This window comes from Collinsella sp. AF25-2LB (assembly GCF_003458415.1).
Taxonomy (GTDB): Bacteria; Actinomycetota; Coriobacteriia; order Coriobacteriales; family Coriobacteriaceae; genus Collinsella.
In genome coordinates this window covers 20626-41536 of sequence record NZ_QRUF01000003.1, presented here as the reverse complement: position 1 = coordinate 41536, position 20911 = coordinate 20626, and the positions used below count along the sequence as shown (strand labels likewise).

Here is a 20911-nt window from a genome sequence, read left to right as displayed (position 1 = left end):
TTGATATCGTCTGCCACGTTACCTCCTCTTAAGCGTCAAGGAAACGCGCGTCATGCGCATGTTTTTCAATGTACTCGCGGCGATAGCCGACCTCGGAACCCATCAGCTCGCGCACGGCGCGGTCTGCCACCACGGCGTCCTCGATCGACACGCGCTGCAGGATGCGGGTCTTGGGGTCCATCGTCGTCGAGGCAAGCTGCTTGGGGTCCATCTCGCCCAGGCCCTTGTAGCGCTGGACGGTATAGCCCTTGCGCTTTTTGGTGATCTTGCCGTCCTTGGCCTTGCCGTCCTCGTCGTTATCGTCGGGGTTCAGGCCCAGGCTCTGGATGGTGTCGCGCAGGATCTCGTCTTCGGGCTGGCGGCCGTTGGGATACACGTAGTGGATCTTGTTGCGCACCTTAATGCCAAAGATGGGCGGGCAGGCAACATAGACGTAGCCGGCATCGATCAGCGGACGCATGTACTTGTAGAAGAACGTCAGCAGCAGGATGCGGATATGCGCGCCGTCGACGTCTGCATCGGTCATGATGATGATCTTGTGGTAGCGCGCCTTGGTGATATCGAAATCGCCGCCGTCGCCGGCACTCGTCGTGACGCCGCAACCGATCGCGGTAATCAGCGACTGGATGGTGTCACTCGAGAACGCGCGATGGTCACCAACGCGTTCGACGTTCAAAATCTTGCCGCGCAGGGGCAGAATCGCCTGGATGTCTCGGCGGCGGCCGTCCTTGGCCGAACCGCCTGCCGAGTCGCCCTCTACAATGAAGAGCTCGGTCAGCTCGGCATCGCGCACCGAGCAGTCGGCGAGCTTACCGGGCAGGGACGCCGTCTCGAGCAGGCTCTTGCGGCGGGTCGCCTCGCGCGCCTTGCGGGCGGCGTTGCGCGCCTTGCAGGCCTGTTGCGCCTTCTTGACGATCTCGCGAGCGGGCTTGGGATGCTCCTCCAAGTAATCGGCGAGGCCGTCGGTCACGATCTTGAGCGTGAGCGCGCGCATATAGGAGCTACCGAGCTTGGCCTTGGTCTGGCCCTCAAACTGCGGGTCGGGCAGCTTGACCGAGATAACGGCCGAAAGGCCCTCGCGTACATCGTCGCCGGTCAGGTTGGCGTCTTTTTCCTTGAGCAGGTTCTGCTTGCGCGCGTAGTCGTTGATCACGCGGGTGAGCGCGGTGCGGAAGCCCTCAAGGTGCATGCCGCCCTCGGGGGTGTAGATGTCGTTGGCAAACGACATGACGTTCTCGCCGTAACCGCTATTCCACTGCAGGGAAACCTCGACCTCGCCCATCTTGGCCACAGGTGCGTCCGGGTCCGATTTGCCCTCGATGTAGATAGGCTCCTTAAAGGCCTCGGGGACGTCCTTGCCCTCATTGAGGAACTTGACGAAGTCGATGATGCCGCCCTCGTAGCAAAACTCCTCCACGTGGGGAGTCGCCTCGCGCTCGTCGGTCAGCACGATTTTGAGGTTCTTATTGAGGAACGCCGTCTCCTGCAGACGGTTGTGCAGCGTATCGAAATCGTAGATGCAGGTCTCGAAGATCTCGTCGTCGGGCCAGAAGGTGACGGTGGTGCCCGTCGAATCCGAGGTGCCCACGACCTCCATCTTCTTAACGGTCTTGCCGCGCGAGAACTCCATCTCGTAGGTGTTGCCGTCGCGACGAACCTGAACGACCACGCGCTTGGACAGTGCGTTGACGACGGAGATGCCAACGCCGTGCAGGCCGCCCGAAACCTTATAGGCCGAGTTATCGAACTTACCGCCGGCGTGCAAGATCGTCATGACGACCTCGAGCGTCGGGATCTTTTTAACAGGGTGCTCGTCGACGGGGATGCCGCGCCCGTTGTCGACGACCGTGATGGAGTTGTCGGCGTGGACCGTCACCTGGATCTCGGTGCAGAAACCGGCCATGGCCTCGTCGACGGAGTTGTCAACGATCTCCCACACCAGGTGATGCAGACCGCTGGCGCTCGTCGAGCCGATATACATGCCCGGGCGCTTACGAACGGCCTCGAGACCTTCGAGAATCTTAATCTCGCCGCCATCGTAATCGTTTTCGTTTGCCACACGTCCTCCTTCAGTCAAGAAAATGTGTACAGCCTTACTAGTTTATCGTAAAAAAATACCCTCGGGAACGAGGGTATTTGGCTCTACAAGGCCACCAGATGCGATTTAAGGCTCTTTTTTGCTTTCTACGCCCTTGGCCCACTCGGCACTGGCTCTCATGGCATTCTCGAGGGCCTCGCGCAGTTTTTGGTCTTCGATGGGCGCCACTTGGCGCTCAATCTCGGTGCGCTCGGCCTCACTTAGGTCGGCGTGCGGGGCCGGCGGGCGCTCGGTCGTCGCCGGGCGCAGGCGCTGCTTGGCGGCGGGCGGCGTGTGACCGGGCGCGGTGGTTTTGAACACCAGGCCGTCCACATGCGCACCGGCGCGCTCCATGCGCGCGCGGATGATCTCGCGCAACAGCGTCATTTCCTGCGTCCACGAGGGCGAATCGAGATATACCAGCAGCTCATTGGACTCGGGCAGGTAGCGCAAGCCCGTCACATGCCGCCCCTCGCGCGTGCCCGAGCACACCGCGTTCCACGCGCGATAGACCGCGCGCGACTCCTCGGCAGCCTCCATCTGCGCGCGGCGCTCAGGTGTCGCGGCCGCCAGGATGCGCTGACGCTCTGCGTTCAAAAATCCACTGAAGGCAACCGTTTCGCTCTCGCGCTCGTAATTAGCACGTCTCACCCATGCTCACCACCTTGGCTCGATCAAGCAGGTCATCGGTAAAATACCCCAGGTTGGTCGTGGTTATGACCGTCTGGATATCATCGCCGATCAGCCGCAGAAAAGCACCGCGGCGTTCGCCGTCGAGTTCGCTCATCACGTCGTCCAAAAGCAGCAGTGGGGCGGTGCCCAGGACATCGCGAGCCACGGCAACCTCGGCCACCTTCCAGGACAGCACCAGCGTGCGCTGCTGTCCTTGGCTGGCAAATGAACGGGCGGAGCGACCCGCCACGGTAAACTCAATCTCGTCGCGATGCGGTCCCACCAACGTCACGCCGCGGCGAATTTCCTCGTCGGCATGCTCATCGAGGGCAGCCAGCATGCGCTCGTACGCCCAGCCCTTCAGCTCTTCGCGATCATCGACCTGGGGCAAATCCCCCAGCGTGGACGTATAGGTCACGTTGGCGGCCTCACCGGATGCCACTTGCCCGTAGGCAGCGCGCACATGGCCCGCCAGCCGGTCGAGCAGGGCCAACCGGTGCACAAGCAGGGCCGAGCCCGCGCGGGCAATCGAATCGTTCCACGCGCCGAGCATCTCGCGACAGCACCAGGTCTCCTTGAGCAGGGCGTTACGCTGGGTCACGCAGCGTCCATAGGTGCTCGCAAGATCGGCATAACGTGCGCTCAGCTGCATGCCAAAGTCATCGAGGGCGGCGCGGCGCACACTGGCGCCTCGCTTAACCATGTCCAGATGGTCGGGGCAAAACAGCACGCTCGGCAGAGCCCCGCGCACACCGGCGGCAGAGCACCTCTTGCCGTTGCGGCTAAACGAGCGCTTACCGTCCTCCACGCTCAATCCCATATCAAGCACGCGGCCGTCGCCCTCGAGCCTCAGCTCGACCTTGCACGAGCCCACGCCATCATGGACGAGCTCGGCTGCGGTCGGATGTCTAAACGAGGCGCCGCTCGTCAGCAGCTGCAGCGCCTCTATGAGATTGGTCTTTCCCGCCGCGTTGGGTCCCGCAAGTATCGTCACGCCCTCGTCCAGGGCAAGGCGATAACTATCGAAGCTGCGGTAGTGCGCGACGGAAAGATCGCGGGCGAACATGGTCATAGCGCAGCGCTAGATGCGGACCGGCATAACCAGGTACAGGTAGTTGATCTTGTCGTAGGACTTGAAGATGCCCGCCTGCGAGTAGCTCTTGAGCTCCAGCGTGATCTCCTTCTCCTTGGACAGGGCATTGAGGCAGCCGAAGATGTAGTGGTAGTTGAAGGCGATAGTACCCGACTCGCCCTCGGCCTCGACATCGATCGTCTCCTGCGCAAGGTCCTGGTCATTGGAAATGGAGGACAGGCCCATCTGTCCGTTCTCGACATCGATCTCGAACTTGACGGCGGGATTGGCGCTCGCGATAACGGCCACGCGCTTGAGGGCGGCGTTAAAGGCGGCGACGTCGATCTTGACGCTCGTCACGCACGAATCGGGGATGAGCTGCTTGTAGTTGGGGTACACGCCCTCGATGCGGCGCGACACGTAGGTGGTGTTGCCGGCCTCGAAGACGACCTGGGTGTCGGTAGCCCCGATCATGATGGTCGCCTGGCTGGCCATGATGCTCAGTGCGTCGTTAAAGGCGTCAGCCGGAACGTTGAGCTCAAAGGAGCCCTCGAGGGTCGAGGTCTCGACCTGCGTATCGCACACGGCCAAGCGGAAGGAATCGGTCGCCACCAGGCGCACGGTGTTGTTCTCGACCTTCATGTGCACACCACCCAGGATGGGGCGGGCCTTGTCGGTCGAGGTGACGCGCCACACGCGGCCGACCATTTCGGACAAGATATCGGTCGGCAGCTCCACGGCACTCTCGATGGCATAGGCCGGAAACTCGGGGAAGTCATTGGCGTCGAGCGTGTTCAGGCGGAAAGAGCTCTTCTCGCAACTAATCAGCACCTGGCGCTCGGACAGCTCAAAGGTGACCGGGGCATCGGGGAGGGTCTTGGTGATATTGGAGAGCATCTTACAGGGGATAACCATCTCACCCTCTTCTTCGACATGCGCCGCGATGCGATGACGGATCGAGATGGTGTAGTTAGAGGTCTGGAATTCCAAGATGCCGTCTTGCGCCTTGACGAGCACGCCCGACAGGATGGGAAGGGTGGACGCCGAAGCGACACCCTTCATAACGACGCCGATGGCTTGTGTAAGCGAGCTCTGGCTGACGGTGAACTTCATCTTTTAATACCTTTCTTTAGATATAAATATCTTAATAATAGTAATAGCACTGACGAAACTGTTGATTACTCCCAAAGACGCAGGTCAGACCCAGAAAGAGAATCGACAGCAACCTGTGTGCAACGGGGGTGGTTTTCCACGTTCAAAACCTGCGCAAAACTTTTCACCACCGCGGGTTGGGTTTTAGACACCTTATGCCCATGGTTTCGACAAGTTTTCAACAGGTGTCTCTATTTCCCTACGAGCGCAGTGTAATTTTATCGCGCAGCGATTTGAGGTCTTCGGTGACGGTACGGTCTTCCTGGATCATCTTCTGGACCTTTTTGTAGCTCGTGCTGACGGTCGAGTGGTTGCGGTTGCCAAATTCGGCGCCCACCGCCGTGGTCGTCATCTCGCACATCTCGATGGCCAGGTAGATAGCGATATGGCGTGCTTTGGCGATATTGGCGTTGCGACGCGGGCCGATGAGCTCCTCGTGCGTCACGCCGTACTGCTCTTCGATGACGGACTGAACCGTCTGGACGTTGATCTTTTTGGCCGATGTGTCGAAGTACTGGCTGGCGATGGCGTCGATATCGTCAAAGGTGAGCTCCCCGCCCTCGCGCTCGCGGTCGCCCGCCTCGCCGGCGCAGCGCTCGCAAAAGCTCTCGAGTTCGCGGATGTTGGTGCCCGAGACCTCGGCCATGTGTTTAAAGTGCTCGTCGGTCAGGTGTCCGCCGTCGCCCCCATAGGCCGCCAGCAGCGAGTCGTCGCCTGCCTCGGGAGCGGCGACGATGGTGTTCTCGTAATAGCGCTGCAAGATCTTGTATTTCATCTCGTAGCTGGGCTCTGCGACCAGGCAGAGCATGCCGGCGTTGAAGCGGCTGGTCAGACGCTCGTCCATGCTCAGGTCCTTGGGGGCACGGTCTGCCGCGATGACGACCTTCTTGTTGTTGCGGATGAACTCGTCCATGAGCTGGAAAAAATAGTCCACGCTCGCGCGCTTGCCGATGATGTTTTGGATGTCATCGATGATGAGCACGTCCACGCCGTGGTATGCCTGCATGATAGGGGCGTTGCTCTTCTTTTGGCGGTCGAACTCGGTCATCAGGTCGTCCAGATATGCCTGGGAGTTGGCATACTTGACCTTGATCTCGGGCGACTTCTCGGCGAGCTCGTTTTTGATGGCAAGCAGCAGGTGCGTCTTGCCCAGGCCCGATTTGCCGTAGATGAACAGTGATGTGCACGTGCCGCGCTCGTCCGCGAGGGCGGCAAACTTGAGTGCCGAGCGATAGGCATGGCTGTTCTCGGGGCCGTAGACAAAGTTCTCAAAGGTAAATTTTGAGTTCGCGGCGAGCGGGGCTCCATCCGTATTCTGCTCGGCCGGTACGGTCGGTGCTGGCATGGGTGAAGCGGGGGTCGCAGCTTGCGTGGACTTAGTCGGCGCTCCGCCCTTCATCTGGTTCATCATGCGACGAAAATCATCGGCCGAGAGCGTGTTCTTGATTGCAATGCCCGAATCCGCGCCCGCCGCTGCGTCGTGAGCGATGGGCATGTGCGTGACGGGTACGTTCGTTGACGTCGCAGCGGCGGTCGGCAACGGTGCCATGGTTTCACGGGAAACATCGCTGTGCTGGTGCTCGATTGTCGGCACGTCGCCTGCGGAGGCCGGCGCCGCCGGGGAAGCAGCGGGAGCAGCGCCGGGCGCCGTCGCGGCAGCGGATTCCGTCGCGGCGCCTTGCGGTGCCACGATGTCGAGCGCAATCGGTGCAAAGGCGATTTCTTCCAGATAGGCCTCAATGGTCGGCTGATGCTTTTTGAGCTGCGCGATGGCAAAGCGCGAGGGGGCCTCGATCGTGAGCGTATCTTCGGTCAGGCTTATGGCGCGCGATTGCCCCAGCATGTTGATGAGGCGTGCATCTTGGCCGTCGCGCTGGCAAAAGGCGATGGCATCCCCCAGGATGATGCTTGCTTCCTCGTCCACTGTCTCTCCCGTTCTTTAGCTCTGAGCTCGCACGCGAGCGGCGCCGAGTTCGGTCAGATGGTATTTCTGGCCATGCTTGATGACCAAGCCGGCCTGCGCCAAGTCATTGAGCGTGCGTGACCAAGTGGGGGCCGAGTTTCCAAACGCCCTCGCCAGATCGGTTGCACCGCACGCTTGATTTTGCGCCAGATAGCCCAGCGCGGCGTTGCCGCGATCGCTTACGAACACGTCCGGTTGTGGCTGCGCATACTGATTTGCTGCATTAGGATACATCATTTGAGCTGGTGGTTGTTGAGAACTCTGCATCGGCGCCATTTGCTGTTGAAAACTTTGAGGCCACTGTTGGTAAGGCTGCGGAGGCATCTGCTGGGCCCAGGGGTTGTACTGCTGCTGCGGCATCTGCTGGTACGGCTGCTGATATCCCTGCTGGTACTGCTGCGGGAACTGCTGGCCATACCCCAGTGGCGGCATCTGCTGATATGGATATCCCTGTTGGTACGGCTGATAGCCCATTTGCTGGCCACCCGGTGCCCCCGTCGCCTGCTGCATTGCTGCTGCATCCTGATCCGCCAGCGGCATGGCCTCTGGCGCGTTTGGCGGCATCGACATCGATGCCGCCTGGGGCTCTTGTGTAGGAATCATTCCGGGCTGCTGCATCTGTCCCACGGGGGGCTGCATCTGTTGCGTTGCCATGGGCTGCTGCGCAAAAGCTCCCGGCAGGGGATATGTGGGCTGCTCCGTCTCGGGCCGCACGGCAGCACCGCGTCCGCCGGCGCGTTCGATTTCCTGCACGCGTTTAGGGTCCAGGCTTACCGTAACCACGGTGCCGTTGCCCATGTTGTCCTCGATGGACACGGCCCCGCCGGCGTTTTCCAAATACTCCTGCACCATGGGAAACCCTGCTCCGGTTCCACGGATATAGCGCTTCATCTTGCTGTTTGCGCTGGTGACGCCAAAGTCGAAAGCGCGTTCCTTGTCGTCGATGCCGGGTCCTTGATCAGCAAAGCGGATGGTGTCTCCGCCGTCCAGAATCGAGATGATGGGCTCGGCAAAGTGCGCGTGGATAAAGTTTTCGACAATCTCGCGGATGACCATGAGCGAGATGCGGCCACCTTGTTCTTTCATGCACTGGTAGACGGTGTTGGTCGTCTCTTCCAAATACGTGCGGACATCTTGCGGCTCAATGACGATCACACGCGGTGTCGACAGCATGTCGTCATAGACGGCGATACGTGCGGCGTACGTGGCTTTTGGCGTCTGCGTGGTCGTCTGCTCGCCTTCGTCACGCTCTTCGCGCACGCCGGTGATGTGCTCGTTGTCGGGTGCCGGGTCTCCGGAATCGACCATGGTGTAAAAGTCGTCAGACATGCCGCTCGCAATCTTTCAAAAGGTTTCGAACAAATAGTAGCTCACCGTGCAATGTTTCTCATCTTTTGACAACTTTTCAAAACCTGTTGAAAACTTTGGAAAACGGACGAAAAGTTCTCAACATTGCCAACATGACCTGTTGAAAACTCGATGAAATATCGTGAAAAGTTGCCATGCACCGCTAAAACGAGCTCGGCTTATGGGGGAACCGTGTGAACTGCGCAACCTTTTACCTTTGATTTCTTGACATTTGAACATTGATTTCCCTACAATCTTCAAGCTCACGTGTCTATATCTGCGTCCGCGCCCCCGCGGACACTCGAAATGCAGCAGGAGGAACTTAAGATGAAGCGTACGTATCAGCCTAATAAGCGTAAGCGTGCCAAGACCCATGGCTTCCGTGCCCGTATGGCCACTAAGGGTGGTCGTGCCGTGCTCGCCCGTCGTCGCGCCAAGGGCCGCAAGCGTCTCACTGTCTAGCAGCGATACACACATCTCGCATGAAGACTATTAAGTCTCGGCAAGATTTCGAGCATGTGTTCAGTCAGGGGCGTCGTTTTAATCACCCTCTGATTCGAATGACCATATGTGAATCGGTTGGCGAAGGCGACTCCGGAAGGGTCGCCTTCGTTGGTGCTAAACGGCTCGGTTGTGCTGTCGTGCGCAACCGTTCTAAGCGTGTGATGCGCGAGGCCGCCCGCAGCTGCGGATTTCCCGTTGCGGGTTATGACATCATCTTGTTCGCAACTCCCAAGACGAGGGTTTCCTCGCCGCAGGAGATGGACAATGCATTGCGTTCGCTTATGAAACGCGCCGGCGTTGCCGGGGAGGAGCGATGAGCAATCACGTTTTGCGACGTGTTGCCATCGCTCCTATTCGCATATATCAACAGGTTATTTCGCCCTTATTGCCTGACGCCTGCATTTATTACCCAACGTGCTCGCAATACGCCGTCCAGGCGATTGAGAAGTACGGTGTTTTGAGAGGCTGCTGGCTTGCCGTGAGGCGCATCGCTCGCTGCAATCCCCTGCACGTCGGCGGTTATGACCCTGTGCCCTAGCGGGCACTCGCTATCGGAGGAAAACTTACATGTGGGATTGGATCGTTAACATCCTTTTCGAGCTGCTCAAGCTCATCCAGACCTTTGCGGTCGACTGGGGCCTGTCCATCATCATCCTGGTGGTCATCATCCGTCTGCTGCTGACGCCGCTTATGCTCAAGTCGACCAAGTCGACGGCTCGCATGCAGGTGCTGCAGCCTAAGATGCTCGAGATCCAGGAGCGCTATGCCGACGATCCCCAGCGGCAGGCCGAGGAGATGCAGAAGTTCTACAGCGAGAACAAGTTCAACCCCATGGCTGGTTGTCTGCCGCTGTTGATCCAGATGCCTGTCCTGTTCGCCCTGTTTACGCTGCTGCGTAACCTGCCGGACTACTTTAACGACGGCACGTTCTCGTTCTTTAATATTCTGCCCGACCTGACCACCACGCCGAGTGCCTCCTTTGCCGATGGCTTTATGGTCGCGCTGCCTGCGCTGGTCTGCCTGATCCTGTTCGCTGTCCTGACCCTGATTCCGCAGCTCTATATGTCGCGCAACCAGACCGGCCAGCAGGCTCAGAGCATGCGTATGATGGCCGTTGTCATGACGGTCATGATGCTTTGGATGGGCTGGAGCCTTCCCGTTGGTGTTCTGCTGTACTACGACGTCTCGTCTGCTTGGCAGGTTATCCAGCAGATTTTTGTGACGCAGAAGGTCATCGACAAGGCGAAGGCCGATGAGGAGGAGCGCCTTAAGAACGCGCCGCTGCAGGTTGAGGTTACTCGTCGCGAGAAGAAGCCGCGCCCGCACAAGAAGAAGTAGTGGGACATCAATCTTATTTAGGTACCTAACTTTTGGAGTACGTTATGTCTGAAGAGATCATCGAGGATATGCTTGAGGAGGTTGCCCCGCAGGTCGCGGGCGATTATCCCGAGATTGCACAGCGCTACAAGGCTGGTGAAGAGCTGACCGACGAGGAGCTCGACACCATTGCCGATGTCGCGATTTCCATCCTGCGTTCCATCCTTTCGCACTTCGATGCCGCCAACTCTCCTATCGATGAGTATGAGGGCGACGAGGGTGAGCTGATTCTGGATGTAACGGCTCCCGACCTTGCTGTTCTCATTGGCCGTCATGGTCGCACCCTTGATGCCCTTCAGGTTATGTTCTCATTGCTGGTGAGCCGCAAGCTCGGCTTTAGGTATCCGGTTGTAGTGGACGTCGAGGGATACAAGAGCCGCCGTCAGGACAAGGTTGCCTCCATGGCTCAGTCTGCTGCCGAGCGTGCCATCCGCACTCATAAGAGTGTTTCGCTTCCGCCCATGAATGCCTACGAGCGCCGACTGGTTCACATTGCACTTCGTGGCAATGACGCCGTCGATACTCATTCTGAGGGTTCTGACCCCGATCGCCATGTGGTGATTGTTGCTCGATAATCTACTCGAGCTTATGCTAAGGGGACGTGGTTTCCACGTCCCCTTTTTTTGTCAAAAGTTCTCGATACACTGATTTTTGTCAGAAAGGAGCTTTCGTTGTTAGTACTTACTGATCAGCAGGCTGACGAGATGTTGAGTCGTCTAACTTCCTATTGCAAAGAGTATTCCTTGAGCGTAACTGATACTGAGCTGAGGAAATGTATTCAACATTTGGATTTGGTTCTGGAAACAAATAAGACAACCAATCTCACCCGTATTCTTAACATAGAAGATGCTGCGGTACTTCATATCCTCGACTCACTTGTTTTGCTCCCCTATATCAATAAGGCTCCTGAGGGAGCTTTGCTCGATATGGGAACAGGTGCGGGCTTCCCTGGTATTCCGTTAACCATAACCATGCATCGTAAAGCTACTTATATTGACTCTGTTGGTAAGAAGGTTGATGCTGTCAATTCTTTTGTTGATGTTCTTGGATTGAAACATGCTCATGCGGTTCATGATCGCCTTGAAGAATATGCTCGAAGCCATAAGAAGCAGTTTTCTGTCGTAACCGCCCGCGCACTTGCCCCTCTACCGATTCTTGTTGAGTATGCGGCTCCGTTCCTCAAGGATGGAGGTCTATTTGTTATCACCAAGGGTAATCCTTCGGATGAGGAGCTAGTTTCCGGCATGTCGGCAGCTAAGATTTGCGGCTTCACTTTGCTTCTTAATGACGCAATCGATTTGCCTGAGGGCTTGGGCCACAGGGAGTTCATTGTTCTCAAGAAGAGTCATCCAGCATCCGTTTCATTGCCTCGTGCAAATGGCATGGCTAAGAAGAATCCGCTTGCCTAGATGTTTCACGTGAAACATAATGGATACTAACAACTTGCAGTGTTTCACGTGAAGCATGGCGGTTGATATCGAATCGGAATGTTTCACGTGAAACATCCTCCGTTTGACAGCTTTAATATACACCAGGAGGGACCGTGGGATTTCGCGACGTTAAGCGTTCTAAGAACGCAAAAGACACGCGTATCATTGCAATCATCAATCAAAAAGGCGGCGTCGGTAAGTCAACGACGGCTGTAAACCTTGCAGCAGCACTGGGTGAGCAGGGTCGTAAGACACTGATTGTCGATTTTGATCCGCAGGGAAACAGTACCAGTGGATTTGGAATTGAAAAAGAAGACCTTGATCACTGCATCTATGATGCATTGTTGAATGATGTGCCGGCAGAATCGCTTGTTCTTGATACAAATTGCAAAAAGGTATTCGTAATTCCAGCTACGATTCAGCTTGCAGGTGCCGAAATTGAGCTCGTAAGCGCAATTGCTCGTGAAACCCGCCTCAAAGATTTGCTTGAGCCGATTCAGGACGAGTTCGATTTTATTTTCATTGACTGTCCTCCTTCGCTCGGCCTGCTTACTATCAATGCCTTGACCGCAGCAGATAGCGTTTTGATTCCGATCCAGTGTGAGTATTACGCACTCGAGGGCGTTACGAAGCTGCTTGAGTCAATGAAGATGGTCAAATCACGTCTGAACAAGGGCTTAGACACCTATGGCGTGCTTATGACCATGTATGACTCACGTACTTCTTTGTCGAATCAGGTTGTTGAGGAAGTTCAATCGTACTTTGGTGATAAGGCGTTTAAGACGCTGATTCCCCGTACGGTTAAAATCTCTGAAGCTCCGTCTTTTGGAGAACCGGTAATTACCTATGCACCTCAAAATAAGGGTGCAAAAGCGTATATGAACCTTGCAAAAGAGGTGATCAAGCGTGCCTAGTGCAAAGAAACGTGGTGGATTGGGACGCGGACTCAATGCTTTGGTCTCAGAGGCTGAGTATGAGACCGGTGGTTCTGCTGCATCGGCTTCAAATGCCGCATCTGAAACAAAACTACCTATTGAGGATATCGTTCCCAACCCTAATCAACCGCGAGTTCACTTTAATGAAACTGAACTTCGCGAGTTGAGCGAGTCAATCCAAGAACATGGCGTTTTGCAGCCGCTCTTGGTTCGCAAGCATGGAAACGGCTATGAGATCATCGCTGGTGAGCGTCGTTATCAGGCGTCAAAGCTTGCTGGTCTTGAGGAACTGCCTGTCATCATTAAAGATGCTAATGATGAAGAGATGCTGGCTCTTGCTCTTATCGAAAATCTTCAGCGTTCTGATCTGAATCCCGTCGAAGAGGCTAAGGGCTATCGCCAGCTCATCGATGCTAGCGGTATGACCCAGGAGGCGTTGTCGAAGGCCGTAAGCAAGTCACGCTCTGCAATTACAAACTCGCTGCGCCTTCTCGATCTCCCCGAAGTAGTTCAGCAGATGATTTTTGAGGGTAAACTTACTGCTGGTCACGCACGTGCGATTCTTGCAGTTCCCTATGAGGACGCGCGTATTCGACTTGCAGAGAAAGTTGTTACAGAGGGCCTTTCCGTAAGAGCGACAGAAAATCTTGCTCCGTTGTTTTCTGCCGGAGAGACACCTAAGACGCCGAGGCCTGCAACGCCTCAGTCTTTTAAAAAGGCTGCCCGCGTGCTTCGTCAGGTTTTTAATACCAACGTGCGTGTGAAGAGCTCGCGTGGAAAGAATAAGATTGAGATTGAGTTTAAAGACGAGGAAGAGCTCTCTCGTATTCTTGGCGAAATGATTCAGTTTGATCAAGGAGGCCAAGATGAGGAATAAGATTTTAACAGCGATTGCATTGGTGACGACTGTCGCGGCTGGTGCCTTTGCTGGCTATAGGATCGCGACAGACGATGAACTTCGAGGTCGTTTGCTTCGTAGCGCGCAAGATATCGTCGATACTTCCAAAAAGAAAATGGATGTTATGACAGAAGATGTTGCCATGCGTACTGCTCAGGTAACGAAGAATCCCAAGATTAATCAAGGTTGGGTCAGCAACCAATGGGAAAATGTAGGCTATTAGGTACCTAACAATTACTCAGCAAATTTTGAGGGGTCCTTGTCTGATTCATGAGACAAGGACCCCTTATTTTGGCCGTAAAAATGGGACAGGTAGCAGCTGATTCAAAATTAAGGTCAATAAATGAAACGACCCCGGTTGCATATCCTGCAACAGGGGCCGTTCGATGTTTCACATGAAACGTTTTGGAGTGTGACTCCCCTATGCGTTCTTCTGAACTTTGAAACGCTGTTTCAGCTGTCCGCAAGCGGCGTCAATATCGTTACCACGGGAGTTACGAATCGTGGTCTCGATGCCACGGGACTCAAGACGACGCTGAAGATCCTCAACCTTATGAATCGGCGACGGCTTGAGCGGGCTGCCCTCGATGTCGTTAAGTTGAATCAGGTTAACGTGGCACAGCGTTCCCTCGCAGAAGTCGCAGAGTGCCTGCATCTCGGGATTCGTATCGTTGACGCCTTCGATCATGGCATACTCATAGGTCGGGCGGCGGCCAGTCTTCTCGGTGTAGAGCTGAAGCGCTTCGTGAAGGCGAAGCAGCGTGTATTTCTTAACACCGGGCATGAGCTTATTGCGCGTCGACTGGATGGCGGAATGCAGCGACACGGCAAGAGTGAACTGCTCGGGGATATCGGCAAATTTGCGAATACCGGGAATAACGCCGCTGGTAGAGACGGTGAGGTGACGAGCGCCGATACCGATACCATCGGGGTCGTTGAGGATACGCAGTGCCTTGAGAACCTCGTCGTAGTTGGCAAACGGCTCGCCCTGGCCCATGAAGACAACGCTCGTGGCACGCTCGCCAAAGTCGTTGGATACATGAAGCACCTGGTCGACGATCTCTTGAGCGGTCAGAGAGCGCTTGAGGCCGTTGAGACCGGTAGCGCAAAAGGCGCAGCCCATGCCGCAGCCTGCCTGGGTGGAAACGCAGACGGAAAGTTTGTTACGACGGGGCATGCCGACAGTCTCGACGGAAATGCCATCGTGGTACTCGAGCAGATACTTGCGCGAGCCATCTTTGGAAACCTGCTTGGTGAGTTCAGTCGGCGTATCAAAGGCAAAAGCCTCTTTAAGCTGCTCACGGAAAGCCTTGGGAAGGTTGGTCATATCGTCAAACGAACAAACGTTCTTCTCAAAGACCCATTCGATGAGCTGCTTCGCGCGGAAGGCGGGCTGGCCAAGTTCGGCCACGAGCTCGCGAATATCGTTTTGGCTCAAGTCGCGAATGTCCTGAGATTTAGTCCTGGGATTCATGGAAGCCTTTCGATTTTGGGGAAACGTAGAGGGTATCGCTACAATATGGTATCAGCTGCAGAAATTATAGAGGAGGAGTCTGCCCATGCCGGGTAAAAGCCTAGAGAACATGCACGTAGCGGTCTTGGCGGGCGGTCATTCCGCCGAGCGCGAGATCTCGCTCGATTCGGGAAAGAACGTTGTGGTGGCACTGAAGGAAGCCGGCTACACCTCGGTGGAGCTGCTTGACACGGCCGCTGATGACTTTATGGTAACCATGGCGACCGGCGGATTCGATGTGGCATTTATCGCCATGCACGGCGCCGGCGGTGAGGATGGCGCCATGCAGGGTGCCATGGAGACCCTGGGTATCCCCTACACGGCCTCGGGCGTACTTGCCAGCGCCTGCGGTGCCGACAAGGAGGTCTCTAAGCTCCTATACGCCAAGGCGGGCATTCCCATTGCCCCCGGCCTTGCGCTCGAGGTGGGCGATGAAGTCGATATCGATCATATCGTCGAGGTTTGTGGCGAGCGCTGCTTTGTGAAGCCGGCCGTCAACGGTTCCAGCTATGGCATTTCCCTGGTCCATGAGCCCTCCGAGCTGCCCGCGGCAATCGCCAAGGCGTTTGAGTACGGCGACAAAGTGCTGGTCGAGAAGTGCATCGAGGGTACCGAGATCACCGTCGGCGTATACGGCGAAGATGACGTACGCGCCCTGCCGATTGTCGAGATTCGTAAGCCCGAGGACTGCGAGTTCTACGATCTGGACGTGAAGTATGTCGACCCTACGGATATCCATCGCATTCCGGCGCAGATTTCACCCGAGAATTACGCTCGCGCTCAGGAACTTGCCTGTGCCGCTCACAAGGCCCTCGGTTGCCTGGGTATCTCGCGCAGCGACTTTATTGTGAGCGAGGACGGCCCCGTTATCCTCGAGACCAATACCATTCCCGGCATGACCGATACGTCGCTGTATCCGGATGAGATCCGCCACACCGACGACATGACGTTCCCGCAGGTCTGTGACAGCCTGATCCGTATGGGCCTTCGTCGAGCGGGCATTGCATGCTAATCGAGGACGCGGTTTCGTCAGGAACGCCGCAGTTTGTCATCGATTCCTATGCCACGCTTGCCGAGCGCGCCAAAACCCAAGCGTTTGGTCTCATCGAGGAAGATGTTATCGTCCTCGATACCGAGACCACGGGTCTTTCGGTGCAGGACAACGAGCTGATCGAGATCTCGGCGGCCCGTCTTTCGGGCCGCGAGGTCATCGACCGCTTCGATACCTTCGTGCATCCCAGGCAGCTGATTCCCGCCGAGATTACCGAGCTCACGAGCATTACAAATGCCGATGTGGCAGATGCCCCGTCGGCGGTTGAGGCCGTCGCCGCTCTCGCCGATTTTGTCGGTGGCTGCCCGGTGATCGCACATAACGCCACGTTCGACCGCTCGTTTATCGAGTCGGTCAAAGGCGGCGTCAACGTGAGCGATATTTGGATCGATTCGCTGGCGCTGTCGCGCATCGCGCTTCCGCGCCTGGCCTCTCACAAGCTGTCTTTTATGGCCGATCTGTTTGGCTGCGACTCGGTATCACACCGTGCCAATGCCGACGTCGACGCCCTGTGTGGCGTATGGCGCGTGTTGCTCGTGGCGCTCACCGACTTGCCCCAGGGCCTCATGGCGCGCCTAGCCGACATGCATCCGGACGTGCCTTGGTCCTATCGTCCTATCTTCTCATTCTTGGCAAGGCAGAACCCTGGTTCTATCTTCTCTCTCAGCGCCGCTCGTGCTGACGTTCTCAAGGCCGATCGCGCCGACGATCGGGTGGACGCCGATGAGCTGCCGGTTCTCAAGATGCCGAGTCGTGAGGAGATCGAGGCAGACTATGCGCCAGGTGGCCTGGTCAATCGCATGTATCCCACCTACGAGCCGCGTGATGAGCAGATCGCGATGGCACTCGAGGTCCGCGATGCGCTGGTCACGGGCACTCATCGAGTAATTGAGGCAGGCACAGGCGTCGGCAAATCGATGGCCTATCTGGTGCCTTTTGCCGAGGCAGCACGCCGTAACAACATCACGGTAGGTATTGCGACCAAATCGAACAATCTTGCCGACCAGCTCATGTACCATGAGCTGCCAAAACTTGCCGAGCAACTGGACGGTGGTCTGTCATTTTGCGCTCTCAAGGGGTATGACCACTATCCGTGCCTGCGCAAGCTCGAGCGCATGAGCCGCGGCCAGGTCGAGATTACCACCAAGCGCGATCCGGCGGACACGCTCACGGCGGTCGCGGTCATTATGGCGTACGTCTGCCAATCAGCCGATGGCGACCTCGACTCGCTCGGCATTCGGTGGCGCAGCGTCAACCGTCCCGACTTTACGACGGCCTCGCGCGAGTGTGCTCGTCGCCTCTGCCCGTTTTTCCCTGATAAATGTTTGGTCCACGGCGCTCGCCGTCGTGCGGCGCATGCCGATGTGGTGGTCACCAACCATTCCCTGCTGTTCCGCAACGTCGCGGCCGAGGGCAGGATTTTGCCTCCGATTCGTCATTGGGTAATCGACGAGGCCCATTCCATCGAGCGCGAGGCGCGCCGTCAGTGGGCGCGTGTGGTGTCGGCGGACGAATCGCGCGTTCTGTTTGAGCGTCTGGGTGGCTCGAGCACCGGCGCGCTAAGCCAGGTTTCCCGTGATTTGGCAACCTCCGAGGGCTCTACGCTCTATCTGGGCCTTACTGCCAAGGCGACGTCGACGGTTGCGCGCGCGAGCATGGCGATCGCCGGCGTGTTCGATGGCGTTCGCGAGCTCGGCCGCCGTGCGCGTGGGGGTTATGACAATGCCAATCTATGGATTGGCCCCGAGCTGCGCGAATCTGACGACTGGCATGATTTCTTACAGTCGGCCTACACTGGCATCGACGCATTGGAACAAGCTGACAAGAGCGTCGACGCGCTGGTGCAAGCCGTCGCCGCCGACAAGCCAGAGGTTGTTGTCGACCTGGGTGATATCTCGCGCCGCCTGCACGAGCTGGCCGAGAACCTAAAACTCATCATTGATGGTACCGATGAACACTACGTGTATTCGCTGCAGGTCAATCGCAGGCTGCGTGCCGGCGGAGAGTCAATGACCGCAGAGCGCATCGACATTGGCGAGGCCTTGGCAACCGAGTGGCTGCCCGAGGTTCACACGGCTATCTTTGCCTCGGCGACCATGACGGTGTCCAAAAGCTTTGAGCACTTTAACCATGCGGTCGGCCTTGATCGCATCGGTGCTTCAACGTCGTCATCGCTGCACTTGGATTCGAGCTACGACTTCGATTCGAACATGGCTGTAGTCGTTGCGGGCGATATCCCCGATCCGCGCGATCGTGAGAGCTATCTTACGGCGCTCGAGCGCGTACTGGTCGACGCCCATCTTGCCATGGGCGGATCGGTGCTCACGTTGTTCACCAATCGGCGCGACATGGAGGACCTATACGCCCGCGTTGAGCCCAAGATGGCCCGTGCGGGTCTGGAGCTCAACTGCCAGCAGCGCAACTCATCTCCTCGTCGCCTGCGCGACCGGTTTATCAACGAACCGACCTCGTCGCTTTTTGCGCTCAAGGCCTTCTGGGAGGGGTTTGATGCCAGCGGCGAGACGCTGCGCTGCGTCATCATTCCCAAGTTGCCGTTCTCGAGCCCCACGGACCCGCTCTCGTGCGAGCGCAACCTGCGCGAAGACCGCGCATGGGCGCGCTATTCGCTGCCCGAGGCGGTGCTCGAGGTTAAGCAGGCCGCGGGGCGTTTGATTCGCTCGTCGACCGATAGCGGCGTGCTGATCTTGGCGGATCCTCGCCTGGTGACGAAGGGCTATGGCAAGAAGTTCTTAACGTCGCTGCCCACGAGCTCTTACCAGCGCATCGAATCGGCGCAGATCGGGCACTATCTACAGCTGTGGCGCGCACGCCACGAGCGGCGGCGCTAAAGCGGACAGACGAGAGTTTTTGCCATATCGCACAGACGCTTTGACAGGGTGGGGTCATCCAAGATGCGGATGGCTCCGCCCGCTGCGATTATCTGGCTCAGTAGCCAACGCTCGGAGCCGTAATGCACGGTTACCGTTGCCATGTCTGCCCCGCTGCGCTCGATGAGGGTGATGCCGGCCCAGTCCAGATGCTCCGCCATATCGAATGGCATCAAGAGCTTTGCGCTACGCTGCGTCCGGGCAAGGGAATCGTGGAGGGATGCGACGTCCGGTGCGTGAGGCACGACGGAGTCTTCCGTCAAGGCGAGTCCCTCGATTTTATCCATGCGATAGGTGCGCTGCTCATCGACTGCGATGTCCCAGGCAATCAGGTATGTTTGGTCGCCGTTTGCCGTAATGCGCAAGGGGTCGACCAGACGCTCGCGTGGCCGTGCATCGTCCATCGAGCGATACGAGATACGGCAGCGAACGCCGTCCTGAATGGCGCAGCTCAGCTGCTGCCAGTGCGACCCGTGGTTGACGGTGTCAAAGACGCGCTGGTTATAGCCGAGCTCTTCGGGTAGAAGAGCAAATCGAATCCGAGCCGCCGTCTGCGGCTCGATCCCCAACGATTCAAGCTCGTGGTTGAGCACGGCGCCCTCGGCGGCACTCAGGCGCAGCGGTAGCACACGACCGGCGTCACCGGTGAGGACCACACGCTCGCCGTGGCATTCGCAGATGATGCGCGCGCCCGATTCTCGGTCCGCGAGCGTCGAGACGATCTCGAGAATCTCGTCGAGCGACGCCCCCGTGATGTCAAAGCGACTGCAAATCTCGTTTCGAGTCATGCCGTTCTCGCCGGCGGCGTAGAGGGCCTCCATGATGTCGATGGCGCGCGAGAGCCTCTGCTCGCTGGTGAGTTTACGCACGGGCATGCTCGTGCACCGTCCTTTCGATGAGGTGGTTCCACGCCTGTTTGAGCGATTTGGGGGCCATGGGCCTCATGCCGTCCATGGCGTGGGCCATGCAAAATGAGGCGGCGGCTTCAAGGTCGCGCACGTCAACGGTCCAGATCCATCCCGCATCGGTGTGTGCGAGCTTACCTCGCCCGCGCGTGAGACCGTTGATCATATCGATCTGCGTCTGAGGGGCGAATGAGAACGTAGCTGCAACGGGCGGTCGGTCGGCAAAATCGAATTCAAAGAACAGGTAGTCGTTGAGGTTGAAGTCCGCAGGGATGGTGTAGGCCTTCGAAGGACGCCAAGCGCGAACGATACGGTCGCAGCGGAATGTCCTGATGTCGTCGGTGGCATTGTCGAGGCCGCAGAAGTACGCCACGCCCTCGCGCTCGAACATGCCGTAGACGCAGACGGTACGCTCTTTTTGCTCACCGCGTCCGTTCTGATATAAAAATCGCAGCGCGCATCGCTCGGCAAAGGCGCTCCAAACCGCATCGACGGTGGGAGAGCGGCTGATCGTCGCCTCGTCCGCCGTCGTCCTGCCGGTGAGGTAGGCAATCTTGGAGCGAATATCGGCAAGTGGTGCGGCAAAGGTGGAAGAGCCGCTTGCAAGCGTTTGGTCGATGGCGTTGAGTAGGATGTCGGCGTCGTCTGCGGTGATGAGGCCACCTGCTGCAAACGTGTGCTCGCGGTCGATTGTCCACGAGCTTTCCTCGGTCTCCTGCGCGCCGGCAGGGCGAACCTCCTTGATTAGGATGCCGCGTTCGAGCAGTTTGTCACGATCGCGCCGAAACTTGCGCTTATCAGAGTCGATGTTGCCCGAGCCATATCCCAGGTCAGAATCCAAGACGATCTGCTCGGTCGTCAGCGGTTCGGGGGAGCTGTTGAGCACAAAGAAAAGATTGAGGATGCGCTGAGCCGTTTTATCGAAACTGGGCTCCGAATTTTCCTTTTTAATTGTCGCGGTCGTGTCGCTTGCCGTCATAGAGTCCTCGCATGAGAAGGTGGTTTGCTGCCATGATTTTAGTCCGATATGGAGATTAGGCTATATCCTTGTCCGCTCGGGGCGTTAAGATGGCCCGAATTCGGTCGTTTGCGCTCGCTCGGGGTATACTTTCGACTATATACGGTTC

Annotated in this window: 20 protein-coding genes; 11 read left to right on the top strand and 9 right to left on the bottom strand. The window is 57.4% G+C overall.

The window, feature by feature from the left end; all coding sequences use genetic code 11:
• Positions 1-28: 28 nt before the first annotated feature.
• The 6 genes from gyrB to DWY51_RS02260 all read right to left on the bottom strand — a co-directional run bounded on the left by gyrB (position 29) and on the right by DWY51_RS02260 (position 8265).
• The gene (gene gyrB, locus DWY51_RS02285; protein ID WP_117769723.1) at positions 29-2059 is read right to left on the bottom strand and encodes a DNA topoisomerase (ATP-hydrolyzing) subunit B; all 2031 of its coding nucleotides are present in this window, start codon (positions 2057-2059) and stop codon (positions 29-31) included.
• A 105-nt stretch (positions 2060-2164) separates the two neighbouring features.
• Positions 2165-2728 (bottom strand): DciA family protein, encoded by a 564-nt coding sequence (locus DWY51_RS02280; protein ID WP_117746866.1) that lies wholly within the window; start codon positions 2726-2728, stop codon positions 2165-2167.
• Complete coding sequence (locus DWY51_RS02275; RefSeq protein ID WP_117769722.1) at positions 2715-3821, bottom strand: DNA replication/repair protein RecF; 1107 nt, start codon at positions 3819-3821, stop codon at positions 2715-2717. The genes DWY51_RS02280 and DWY51_RS02275 overlap by 14 nt, the downstream gene beginning before the upstream one ends.
• Before the next feature lie 9 nt (positions 3822-3830).
• The gene (dnaN, locus tag DWY51_RS02270; RefSeq protein ID WP_117769721.1) at positions 3831-4934 is read right to left on the bottom strand and encodes a DNA polymerase III subunit beta; all 1104 of its coding nucleotides are present in this window, start codon (positions 4932-4934) and stop codon (positions 3831-3833) included.
• 238 nt (positions 4935-5172) lie between these two features.
• The gene (locus DWY51_RS02265) at positions 5173-6897 is read right to left on the bottom strand and encodes a DnaA ATPase domain-containing protein (RefSeq protein ID WP_117769720.1); all 1725 of its coding nucleotides are present in this window, start codon (positions 6895-6897) and stop codon (positions 5173-5175) included.
• A 15-nt stretch (positions 6898-6912) separates the two neighbouring features.
• A complete protein-coding gene (locus DWY51_RS02260) occupies positions 6913-8265 on the bottom strand; it encodes an ATP-binding protein (protein ID WP_117769719.1) in 1353 nt (450 codons plus the stop codon).
• Between the two features lie 345 nt (positions 8266-8610).
• Here DWY51_RS02260 and rpmH point away from each other — a divergent pair, with 345 nt between their 5' ends.
• The 9 genes from rpmH to DWY51_RS02215 all read left to right on the top strand — a co-directional run bounded on the left by rpmH (position 8611) and on the right by DWY51_RS02215 (position 13650).
• On the top strand, positions 8611-8745 hold the full coding sequence (rpmH, locus tag DWY51_RS02255) for a 50S ribosomal protein L34 (protein WP_019127408.1): 135 nt from the start codon (positions 8611-8613) through the stop codon (positions 8743-8745).
• A gap of 20 nt (positions 8746-8765) precedes the next feature.
• Complete coding sequence (rnpA, locus tag DWY51_RS02250) at positions 8766-9104, top strand: ribonuclease P protein component (protein ID WP_082435526.1); 339 nt, start codon at positions 8766-8768, stop codon at positions 9102-9104.
• Positions 9101-9325 (top strand): membrane protein insertion efficiency factor YidD, encoded by a 225-nt coding sequence (yidD, locus tag DWY51_RS02245; RefSeq protein ID WP_022093804.1) that lies wholly within the window; start codon positions 9101-9103, stop codon positions 9323-9325. Before rnpA ends, yidD begins: the two co-directional genes overlap by 4 nt.
• Positions 9326-9354: 29 nt before the next feature.
• On the top strand, positions 9355-10125 hold the full coding sequence (locus DWY51_RS02240; RefSeq protein WP_055251326.1) for a YidC/Oxa1 family membrane protein insertase: 771 nt from the start codon (positions 9355-9357) through the stop codon (positions 10123-10125).
• A 44-nt stretch (positions 10126-10169) separates the two neighbouring features.
• Positions 10170-10739 (top strand): R3H domain-containing nucleic acid-binding protein, encoded by a 570-nt coding sequence (locus tag DWY51_RS02235; protein ID WP_022093802.1) that lies wholly within the window; start codon positions 10170-10172, stop codon positions 10737-10739.
• Between the two features lie 168 nt (positions 10740-10907).
• Positions 10908-11573: a 16S rRNA (guanine(527)-N(7))-methyltransferase RsmG gene (gene rsmG, locus DWY51_RS02230; protein ID WP_233504598.1), complete on the top strand. Its 666-nt coding sequence runs from the start codon at positions 10908-10910 to the stop codon at positions 11571-11573.
• Between the two features lie 134 nt (positions 11574-11707).
• Positions 11708-12508, top strand: coding sequence for a ParA family protein (locus DWY51_RS02225; RefSeq protein ID WP_055251322.1), 801 nt, complete (start codon positions 11708-11710; stop codon positions 12506-12508).
• The gene (locus DWY51_RS02220; RefSeq protein ID WP_199411346.1) at positions 12501-13406 is read left to right on the top strand and encodes a ParB/RepB/Spo0J family partition protein; all 906 of its coding nucleotides are present in this window, start codon (positions 12501-12503) and stop codon (positions 13404-13406) included. Before DWY51_RS02225 ends, DWY51_RS02220 begins: the two co-directional genes overlap by 8 nt.
• The gene (locus DWY51_RS02215; RefSeq protein ID WP_006236197.1) at positions 13396-13650 is read left to right on the top strand and encodes a hypothetical protein; all 255 of its coding nucleotides are present in this window, start codon (positions 13396-13398) and stop codon (positions 13648-13650) included. The genes DWY51_RS02220 and DWY51_RS02215 overlap by 11 nt, the downstream gene beginning before the upstream one ends.
• A 198-nt stretch (positions 13651-13848) precedes the next feature.
• On the opposite strand, the gene rlmN is transcribed toward DWY51_RS02215, so the two are convergent.
• Positions 13849-14901: a 23S rRNA (adenine(2503)-C(2))-methyltransferase RlmN gene (rlmN, locus tag DWY51_RS02210; protein WP_055251319.1), complete on the bottom strand. Its 1053-nt coding sequence runs from the start codon at positions 14899-14901 to the stop codon at positions 13849-13851.
• An 85-nt stretch (positions 14902-14986) separates the two neighbouring features.
• On the opposite strand from rlmN, the gene DWY51_RS02205 reads away from it, so the two are divergent.
• Together DWY51_RS02205 and DWY51_RS02200 are read left to right on the top strand one after the other, a co-directional pair.
• Entirely contained in the window at positions 14987-15952 is a 966-nt protein-coding gene (locus DWY51_RS02205; protein WP_117637917.1) for a D-alanine--D-alanine ligase, read from the top strand.
• Positions 15946-18840, top strand: a complete 2895-nt coding sequence (locus DWY51_RS02200; protein WP_117769717.1) for a helicase C-terminal domain-containing protein — start codon at positions 15946-15948, stop codon at positions 18838-18840. The genes DWY51_RS02205 and DWY51_RS02200 overlap by 7 nt, the downstream gene beginning before the upstream one ends.
• On the opposite strand, the gene DWY51_RS02195 is transcribed toward DWY51_RS02200, so the two are convergent.
• Both DWY51_RS02195 and DWY51_RS02190 read right to left on the bottom strand, forming a co-directional pair.
• Positions 18837-19754 (bottom strand): YafY family protein, encoded by a 918-nt coding sequence (locus DWY51_RS02195; protein WP_117769716.1) that lies wholly within the window; start codon positions 19752-19754, stop codon positions 18837-18839. The two genes, DWY51_RS02200 and DWY51_RS02195, sit on opposite strands and share 4 nt — an antisense overlap.
• The gene (locus DWY51_RS02190; RefSeq protein WP_117629996.1) at positions 19741-20763 is read right to left on the bottom strand and encodes a YafY family protein; all 1023 of its coding nucleotides are present in this window, start codon (positions 20761-20763) and stop codon (positions 19741-19743) included. The genes DWY51_RS02195 and DWY51_RS02190 overlap by 14 nt, the downstream gene beginning before the upstream one ends.
• Positions 20764-20911: the final 148 nt, after the last annotated feature.